The 9053-nt window shown below is 70.7% G+C and carries 7 protein-coding genes and 1 pseudogene; 2 read left to right on the plus strand and 6 right to left on the minus strand.

The features are described 5' to 3' along the window. Window positions 1–110 precede the first annotated feature (110 nt). The 5 genes from ACFVYN_RS23170 to ACFVYN_RS23190 form a co-directional block, all read right to left on the minus strand. On the minus strand, window positions 111–1043 hold the full coding sequence (locus ACFVYN_RS23170; RefSeq protein WP_390001417.1) for a LysR family transcriptional regulator: 933 nt from the start codon (window positions 1041–1043) through the stop codon (window positions 111–113). Window positions 1044–1126: 83 nt separating this feature from the next. Next, complete coding sequence (locus ACFVYN_RS23175; protein ID WP_389113437.1) at window positions 1127–1339, minus strand: formate dehydrogenase subunit delta; 213 nt, start codon at window positions 1337–1339, stop codon at window positions 1127–1129. A gap of 1 nt (window position 1340) precedes the next feature. After that, entirely contained in the window at window positions 1341–4172 is a 2832-nt protein-coding gene (gene fdhF, locus ACFVYN_RS23180; protein ID WP_390001419.1) for a formate dehydrogenase subunit alpha, read from the minus strand. Further along, window positions 4169–5806, minus strand: a complete 1638-nt coding sequence (locus ACFVYN_RS23185; protein WP_390001421.1) for a formate dehydrogenase beta subunit — start codon at window positions 5804–5806, stop codon at window positions 4169–4171. The genes fdhF and ACFVYN_RS23185 overlap by 4 nt, the downstream gene beginning before the upstream one ends. Continuing rightward, complete coding sequence (locus ACFVYN_RS23190) at window positions 5803–6282, minus strand: formate dehydrogenase subunit gamma (protein ID WP_390001422.1); 480 nt, start codon at window positions 6280–6282, stop codon at window positions 5803–5805. Before ACFVYN_RS23190 ends, ACFVYN_RS23185 begins: the two co-directional genes overlap by 4 nt. Window positions 6283–6546: 264 nt before the next feature. Between ACFVYN_RS23190 and ACFVYN_RS23195 the strand changes: the two genes are divergently transcribed. Further along, on the plus strand, window positions 6547–7236 hold the full coding sequence (locus ACFVYN_RS23195) for a GntR family transcriptional regulator (protein ID WP_390001424.1): 690 nt from the start codon (window positions 6547–6549) through the stop codon (window positions 7234–7236). Between the two features lie 19 nt (window positions 7237–7255). Here ACFVYN_RS23195 and ACFVYN_RS23200 read toward each other — a convergent pair whose 3' ends face one another. Next, the gene (locus ACFVYN_RS23200) at window positions 7256–8140 is read right to left on the minus strand and encodes an acyl-CoA dehydrogenase family protein (protein ID WP_390001425.1); all 885 of its coding nucleotides are present in this window, start codon (window positions 8138–8140) and stop codon (window positions 7256–7258) included. Between the two features lie 149 nt (window positions 8141–8289). Between ACFVYN_RS23200 and ACFVYN_RS23205 the strand changes: the two are divergent. Continuing rightward, window positions 8290–8961 (plus strand): annotated as a pseudogene (locus ACFVYN_RS23205) (GntR family transcriptional regulator); the annotation flags it as partial. Window positions 8962–9053: the final 92 nt, after the last annotated feature.

Genomic DNA, 9053 nt, shown 5'->3' on the forward strand with positions numbered 1-9053 from the left:
TGGGAGTTCGGCGCACGCGGTGCTCGGCGGTCGGCGCCCGGCGCTCGGCCGTGACGCGGACTGGGACGGATGGCGGTACGGGCGCGAGGCCGTACCGGGATCGGTGGGGCTCAGCGCACGCGGTGTTCCGCGGGGAGGGGGCGGGCGAAGAAGTCGTCCAGGGACAGGCTTGTCGCCGCGTTGACGAAGGCCCGGGCGGCGACCGAGCCGGGGGTCGCCGCGTGGATGGCCACCGAGACCTGGGCGCCGGCCTCCGGGTCGACCAGCGGGAGAGCTCTCGTCCGGCCGACCACCGGCATCGCGCGCAGCCAGGTGTGCGGCACGATGCTCGCCCAGCCACCGCCGCCCACGTGCGCGTAGAGGGAGGCGATCGAGTCCGTCTCGACCTGCGGGGTGACCACATACCCCTTCTCCGCGAACACCGTGTCGACGATCTGGCGGATCCGCATGTCCGGCGTCAGCAGTGCGAGCGGCAACTGGGCCGCGTCCGCCCAGGACACGGTGGCGGACTGGGCCACCAGCTGGTCGTCTGAGACCAGCAGCATGTATCTCTCCTGGTAGAGGGGGACGATCTGGAGGCCGTCCTGGTCGTCCGGGTCGAAGTGGGCGATGGCCACGTCGAGTTCGTAGTCGCGCAGCTGGCGATGGAGTTCCTTGGTCGAGAGCCTTGAGCGGACCTGGACCTTGGCCAGGGGGTGTGCCGCGCAGAACGCGGCCACGGGGAGGGCGAGGGTCGTGGACGCGGTCGGGTCGGTGCCGAGGCGGAGGGTTCCGGTGATGCCGGACTGCACGGCGGCCACCTCGGCCTTGAAGGCGTCCTGTTCGGCGAGGATCCGCTTGGCCCACACCACGAGCCGCTCGCCCTCGGGGGTGAGGCCCTGGTAGTTGTGGCCGCGGTTGATCAGCGTGACGTTCAGCTCGCGCTCCAGCTTGGCGATCGCCGCCGAGAGCGCGGGCTGGGAGACGTAGCAGGCTTCCGCCGCCCGGGCGAAGTGCCGTTCCCTCGCCACCGCCACGAAGTATTCGAGCTGCCGGAACAGCATGAGCGGCTCCTCCCTGCCCACCGGACCACTGGCTCCATACTGTATGCAGTCTGGGGCGATGTACAGGGAGGAGACCGCACCGGTCAGCGCAGGAGCTTCACCGCGGCCACCACCAGCGGGTCCAGGCCGTCCACTCCGGCGTCGGCGAACTCGTGGAGCCGGGTGCGCATGCGCGGGTCCCAGAACCTGCCGATGTGCCCCGCGATCGCCTCGGCGGCCTCCTCCCCCGGCAGATGACCGAGGTTCCTGGCGATGTCGTTGGCCATCCTGCACTCGGCCGGCACGGTCGCCGTCATCTCAGTCCACCGCCGTCACGAGGTCGTTCCCGGCGGCCTCGGTGTCAGCGGCCTCGGTGTCACTCGACCGGTCCGGACGGGCGAGCGCGACCTGTACGGCGGTCACCTTGTACTCCGGGCAGTTGGTGGCCCAGTCGGAGTTCTCCGTGGTCACGACGTTGGCGCCGGTGACCGGGTGGTGGAACGTGGTGTACACGACCCCGGTCGGCAGGCGGTCGGAGAGCTCCGCGCGCAGAGTCGTCTGCCCGACGCGGCTGGCCAGGGTCACCATGTCACCGTCGTTGATGCCGCGGACCTCGGCGTCGTGCGGATGCAGCTCCAGTACGTCCTCGGGGTGCCAGGCGACATTGCCGGTGCGGCGGGTCTGGGCGCCGACGTTGTACTGGCTGAGGATGCGGCCCGTGGTGAGGACCAGCGGGAAGCGCCGGGTGCTGCGTTCGGTGGTCGGCACGTAGGAGGTGACCACGAACTTGCCCTTGCCGCGCACGAATTCGTCCACGTGCATGATGGGCGTGCCCTCGGGCGCCTCCTCGTTGCACGGCCACTGGACGCTGCCGAGCTTGTCGAGGAGGTCGAAGGACACCCCGGTGAACGTCGGCGTGACCGACGCGATCTCGTCCATGATCTGGCCGGGATGGTCGTAGGACATCTCGTAGCCCATGGCGGTGGCGATCTCGCACACGATCTGCCACTCATGCTTGCCGGTCTTCGGCTTCATCACCGCGCGTACCCGGTTGATGCGGCGTTCGGCGTTGGTGAAGGTGCCGTCCTTCTCCAGGAAGGACGCGCCGGGCAGGAAGACGTGCGCGAACTTGGCCGTCTCGTTGAGGAACAGGTCCTGGACGACGACGAGTTCCATCGCTTCGAGGGCTGCGGTGACGTGCCTCAGGTTGGGGTCGGACTGGGCGATGTCCTCGCCGTGCACGAACAGGCCGCGGAAGGTGCCGTCGATGGCCGCGTCGAACATGTTGGGGATGCGAAGTCCCGGTTCGGCGAGGAGGGTTCCGCCCCAGAGGTTCTCGAAGACGGTACGGACGGCGTCGTCGGAGACATGGCGGTAGCCGGGGAGTTCATGGGGGAAGGAGCCCATGTCGCAGGAGCCCTGCACGTTGTTCTGGCCGCGCAGGGGGTTCACGCCGACGCCGTCGCGGCCGATGTTTCCACACGCCATCGCGAGGTTGGCCATTCCCATGACCATGGTCGAGCCCTGGCTGTGCTCGGTGACGCCGAGGCCGTAGTAGATGGCCCCGTTGGGTGCTTCGGCGTACAGCCGTGCGGCGGCCCGGAGTTGGGCGGCCGGTACGCCGGTGATCTCCTCGACGGCCTCCGGGCTGTTCTCCGGGCGGGCGACGAACTCGGCCCAGTCGTCGAAGCCTTCGCAGCGCGCGTCCACGAAGGACCGGTCCACCAGGCCCTCGGTGACGACCACGTGCGCCATCGCGTTGACGACGGCCACGTTGGTGCTGGGCCGCAGCTGGAGGTGGTGCTCGGCCTCGATGTGCGGGGAGCGGACGAGGTCGATGCGGCGCGGGTCCACCACGATCAGCTTGGCGCCCTCACGCAGCCTTCGCTTCATCCGGGAGGCGAACACCGGGTGCCCGTCGGTGGGGTTGGCGCCGATCACCACGATGACGTCGGCCTCGGCGACCGAACGGAAGTCCTGGGTGCCGGCCGACTCGCCGAAGGTCTGCTTGAGGCCGTATCCCGTCGGGGAGTGGCAGACGCGGGCGCAGGTGTCGACGTTGTTGTTGCCGAAGGCCGCGCGAACCATCTTCTGTACGACGTAGACCTCTTCGTTGGTGCACCGCGAGGAGGTGATCCCGCCGATCGCGCTTGATCCGTAACGGTCCTGGATCTCGCGCATCCGCCGGGCGACCGTACCGATCGCCTCGTCCCAGTCGACCTCGCGCCAGGGGTCGGTGATCCGCTCGCGGACCATGGGCCTGAGCTGACGGTCGGGGTGGGTGGCGTAGCCGAAGGCGAAACGGCCCTTCACACAGGAGTGGCCCTCGTTGGCGCCGCCGTCCTTGTACGGCACCATGCGCACGAGTTCGTCGCCGCGCAGTTCGGCCTTGAAGGAGCAGCCGACCCCGCAGTACGCGCACGTGGTCACCACCGACCTGGTGGGCATGCCCAGTTCGACGACCGAACGCTCCTGGAGCGTGGAGGTCGGGCAGGCCTGGACGCAGGCGCCGCAGGAGACGCACTCGGAGTCCATGAAGGTCTCGCCGGCGCCCGGCGAGACCTTGGAGTCGAAGCCGCGGCCCTCGATGGTGAGGGCGAAGGTGCCCTGGACCTCGCCGCAGGCGCGGACGCAGCGGGAGCAGGCGATGCACTTGGACGGGTCGAAGTCGAAGTAGGGGTTGGAGGTGTCCTTCTCGGCGTCGAGGTGGTTGGCGCCCTCGTAGCCGTAGCGCACCTGCCTGAGGCCCACCACCCCTGCCATGTCCTGGAGTTCGCAGTCCCCGTTGGCCGGGCAGGTCAGGCAGTCCAGGGGGTGGTCGGAGATGTAGAGCTCCATGACGCCCTGGCGGAGCTTCTCCACCTTCGGGGTCTGGGTGCTGACCTTCATGCCGTCGGCACACGGGGTGGTGCAGGACGCCGGGGTGCCGCGCCGGCCGTCGATCTCGACCACGCACAGGCGGCAGGAGCCGAAGGCCTCCAGGCTGTCGGTGGCGCAGAGTTTGGGGATGTCGACGCCGGCCTGCGCGGCCGCGCGCATCACCGAGGTGCCCTCGGGGACTGTCACCGGCAGGCCGTCCACCTCGACGGACACCGTCGCCGGTCCTGGCCTCTCGGGCGTTCCGAAGTCGGGTTCCTTGAGCAGCGTCATGCCGTGTCCTCCGTCCTTCGGCCCGTCACCTGTACGGGCTGGATGTCCAGGAGTCGACGGCCGCCGAGGAAGTCGTCGGGGAAGTGGGTGAGGGCGCTGCGCACGGGCAGCGGGGTCAGCCCGCCCATCGCGCACAGCGAGCCCTCGGTCATCAGGTCGCAGAGGTCTTCGAGCAGGGCGAGGTTCTCGTCCCGGTGGGTGCCGGCGACGATCTTGTCGATGACCTCGACGCCGCGCACCGCGCCGACCCGGCACGGGGTGCACTTGCCGCAGGACTCCTCGGCGCAGAACTCCATCGCGAAGCGGGCCTGCGCGGCCATGTCGACGCTGTCGTCGAAGACGACCACGCCACCGTGGCCGACCATCGCCCCGGCGGCCGCGAACGCCTCGTAGTCCATGGGCAGATCGAACATCTCCGTCGGCAGGTAGGCGCCGAGGGGACCGCCGACCTGTGCGGTGCGCACGGGGCGTCCGGAGAGAGTGCCGCCGCCGTACTCCTCGATGAGCTCGCGCAGGGTGATGCCGAAGGCGGTCTCCACGATGCCGCCGTGGGCGATGTTGCCGCCGAGCTGGAAGACCTGCGTGCCGCGGGATCGTTCGACGCCGAGTTCCTGGTACGCCTGTGCGCCCTCGGCCAGGACCACGGGCACGGTGGCGAGGGTGAGGACGTTGTTCACCACGGTCGGTTTGCCGAACAGGCCCTCGATCGCGGGGATCGGCGGTTTCGCGCGGACCATGCCGCGCTTGCCCTCCAGGCTCTCCAGCATGGAGGTCTCCTCGCCGCAGATGTACGCGCCGGCGCCGACGCGGACGTGCAGGTCGAAGTCGAGGGCGGAGCCGAGGATGTTCCTGCCGAGCCAGCCGTGCTCGCGGGCGATCCCGATCGCCCGGCGCATCGTGGCCACCGCGTCCGGGTATTCCGAGCGGATGTAGAGGTACCCCTCGCTCGCTCCGACCGCGTGTGCGGCGATGGTCATGCCCTCGATGAGCATGAACGGGTCGCCCTCCATGACCATCCGGTCGGCGAAGGTCCCGCTGTCGCCCTCGTCGGCGTTGCAGCACACGAACTTCAGCTCGTCGGCGCAGTCGAGCACGGTCTTCCACTTGATGCCGGCCGGGAATCCGGCACCGCCGCGGCCGCGCAGTCCGGACGCGGTGACCTCGGCGACCACGTCCGCGGGGGCGAGGTCCAGGGCGGCGCGCAGTCCCGCGAGGCCGCCGTGCGCCTCGTAGTCCTCGGCCGACAGGGGGTCGGTCACGCCGACCCGGGCGAAGGTGACCCGGTTCTGGCGTGCCAGCCAGGGCAGTTCGTCGACGATGCCGAGCCGGAGGGGATGGTCCGCGCCGTCGAGCATGCCCGCGGCCAGGAGTCCGTCGACGTCCTCCGGGGCCACCGGGCCGTAGCCGACGCGTCCTTGCGGGGTCACCACCTCGACCAGGGGCTCCAGCCACAGCATGCCGCGCGATCCGTTGCGTACGACGTCCAGGACGAAGTCCCCGCGGGTTGCGGCCTGTTGGAGGGCCTGAGCGACCTCGTCCGCGCCGACGGACCTGGCCGCGGAGTCGCGGGGGACGTAGACGGTGGCGGTGTCGGTGGCAGTGGCAGTGGCAGTGTCGTGCGAGGGGTTGTTCATGAGGAGACCGTCCCGTTGAGGATCGAGCCCAGCTGGGCGGGGCCAACTCGTCCGTACAGCCGTCCGTTCGCCTCGACGGAGGGCCCGAGCGCGCAGTTGCCGAGGCAGAAGACCTGTTCGACGGTGACCGAACCGTCCGCCGTGGTCTCCCCCAGGGTCAGTCCGGACTCGCGCGCGAAGCTGACCAGTCGGTCGGCGCCCAGGGCCTGGCAGGCCTCGGCGCGGCAGATGCGCACGGTGGTGCGGCCTGCGGGCTCGCGGCGGAAGTCGTGGTAGAAGGTCACCACTCCGTGGACGTCCGCCCGGGAGAGGTTGAGCTCCTCGGCGAGCACCGGCACGGCCTCCTGCGGCACATGGCCCAACTCGGCCTGGACGGCGTGCAGTACGGGAAGTAGCGCACCGCGCTCGCCCCGGTGACGGGCCACCACCTTCCGGACCACGCTCTCGACCGTCACGTTACTCCCGCTGGTCGTCATGATCGCTTCGCCTTCCGTCACGCGGGTCCCCGGCGAGGGGTGCAGGAGACTCCGACCATACTCCATACAGGCTTCTGTATACACAACCTGCCGGACGGGGACCGGGACGGAGGCCCGGGCGGAGGCCCGGGCGGAGGCCCGGACCGAGACTCGCCATGTTGCATACCAAAACCTGTATGCTGACGCGGCCTTCGGCGACCCTCCGAACGGCCCCCACTCGGCAAAGCCGCCGTCCGGCGACACCGGCGGCAGAACGGGACAACCATGCGCGAGGCACTCACGGCCGCAGCGTCCCGGCGCGTCACCCGCCCGGCACCACTGCGTCAGGCCGTGTACGACGCCCTGACCGAGCTCATCATCAACGGCTCCCTCAAGCCCGGCCAGCACCTGGTCGAGGCCGAGCTCGCCGAACACCTCGGCGTCAGCCGCCAGCCGGTGCGTGAGGCCCTCCAGCGGCTCCAGACCGCCGGCTGGGTGGATCTGCGGCCCGCCCAGGGGGCCTTCGTCCACTCCCCCACGGAGGAGGAGGCCGCCCAGCTCCTCGGCGTCCGGGCGGTCCTGGAGACCTACTCTGCGCAGCTCGCCGCCAAGAACGCGAAGCCCGAGGACATCACTCGTCTTGACGAACTCCAACTGGACGGCATCGCCGCTCTCGCCGACGGCGACGTCGAGCGGCTGGTCTCCGCCAACACCGCGCTGCACGACTTCATCACCGCCGTCGCCGACAACGCCGTACTGGCCGAACTGATCGCCCAGGTGGGCCAGAAGGTCCGCTGGTACTACACGCCCATCGCCAAGCCCCGCGGCAAGGAGGCCTGGAACGAGCACACCCAGCTCATCAGGGCCATCGCCAAGGGCGACGCGGACCAGGCGGGCGAGGTCATGCGCAAGCACACCGAACGGACCACCGACTTCTACCGGAGGCAGATCGCGGCCAGGGCGAACCAGAACTGACGTCTTCGCGGGCACGGGTTCAGGACGCGGCGAGGGAGTCTGCGGGGCGGCGGGCGCTCCCGAGGTCGAGGGCCGGGTCGAGAGCCTGGTCGATGGCCGTATCGGGGGCCGGTGGGCGGTGGGTCTCGGCGGCGGCCCGCAGTTCGAGCAGCCACGGCAGGACCGTGCGCAGCACGATGTCGAGTCCGCGTCCGTCGACGCCGAGCATCGCCTCCGCGGGGACCAGCACCGGATCGGCGAACACCGTGGACGTCGCGCTGCCGCGGGGGCCGGCGGCGCCGGGCCGTGCCGGGACGAAGAGGTCCGGGGCGTGTGCCGGGACCGTCCAGAGCGTCAGCCCGTCGGGGGCGGTGAGCGGCCGGGAGGACCAGACGTAGAGGTCGGCCTCCCCCGCCGCGACCACCCGCTGCTTGCGGGCCCGCAGGGCCACCACCTCACCGGAGCGGGTGGCCACGGAGCGCGGCACGAGGAATTGGGTCTCCGCCGTCGGCCCGTCACCCTCGGCCTCCGATGCCGGCTCCGCATGCGCCCCCAACTCCGACTCCGACTCCGCCTCCGCCTCCGACTCGGCGAGCGCGAGGCTGGCGAGGTGACGTCCGGCGGCGATCTCGGCGCGCAGCCAGGGGCCGCCGTACGCCTCGATGACGGCGACGGCCGTGTAGTGCGACCGGAGCACGGCCGCCGTCGCCGGGCAGACACGCGCGGTCCGCGCCACCACGTCGACGGCGGCAGGCAATCCCTGTCCCCCGCCTCCGAGTTCGGTGGAGACGGTGAGTCCCAGGAGTCCGGCGCGGCCGAGGGCCGTCACGGCACCGCGAGGGAACCGGCCCTGGAGGGCCGTCGCTTCGGCGGCGGGTCCGACTACGCCGGTCAGGATTTCGGTGAGAGCGGTGCGGTACGACACGGGGCGACCCCCTTGGGCGTGGCTGCTGCGTGGCTGCTGGTCCACTGTCGAACAATGATTGCATACAGTATTCTGCATGGGAAGGTCGCCGCCAGGGCTCCGGCCGTGCAATTTCCGGGCCCCACCAGTCGAACGAGGGAGACAGGGCCATGCCCCATACGCCCACCGTGACAACCCGTGGCTCGATCAGCAGGCCCACTCCGCTGCGTCAGGCGGTGTACGAGGCTCTCACCGAGCTGATCGTCAACGGCTCGCTCATACCTGGCCAGCACCTCGTCGAGGCCGAGTTGGCGGAGAGTCTCGGGGTGAGCCGGCAGCCGATCCGTGAGGCGCTGCAGCGGCTCCAGACCGCGGGCTGGGTCGACCTGCGCCCCTCTCAGGGGGCGTTCGTGCACTCCCCCACCACCGAGGAGTGCGCCCAACTCCTCAGCGTCCGGGCTCTCTTGGAGACCCATTCCGCGCGGGGCGCCGCCCAGTACGCCACGGTCCGCGACGTCGCCCGCCTGTGGGAGCTCCAGCAGACCGGGCTGACCGCCCTCGCGGCGGGGGGCGCGCGGGCCATCGTGGAGGCGAACGCCGCCCTCCACGGCCACATCACCCTGTTGTCCCGCAACGAGGTCCTCGCCGAACTCATCCCCCAGGTCGATCTGCGGGTGCGCTGGTACTACATGCCCATCGCCAAGCCCCGCGGCAAGGACGCCTGGAACGAGCACGCGAGGATCATCGAGGCCATCGGCGAGGGCGCCCCCGACCGCGCCGAGGAGCTCATGCGCCGGCACACCCGGAACACCACCGACTTCTACTGCCGGCAGATCGCCGCGGTGGGGCGGCCGGGCGGCTGTAACCCCCCGGGCCCCACCCCCCCCGGGGGAGGCCCGCGCCAGCGGTTGGGTGGTTGTACCCCCGCCCCCCC

This window comes from Streptomyces sp. NPDC058307, from assembly GCF_042880295.1.
Lineage (GTDB): Bacteria > Actinomycetota > Actinomycetes > Streptomycetales > Streptomycetaceae > Streptomyces.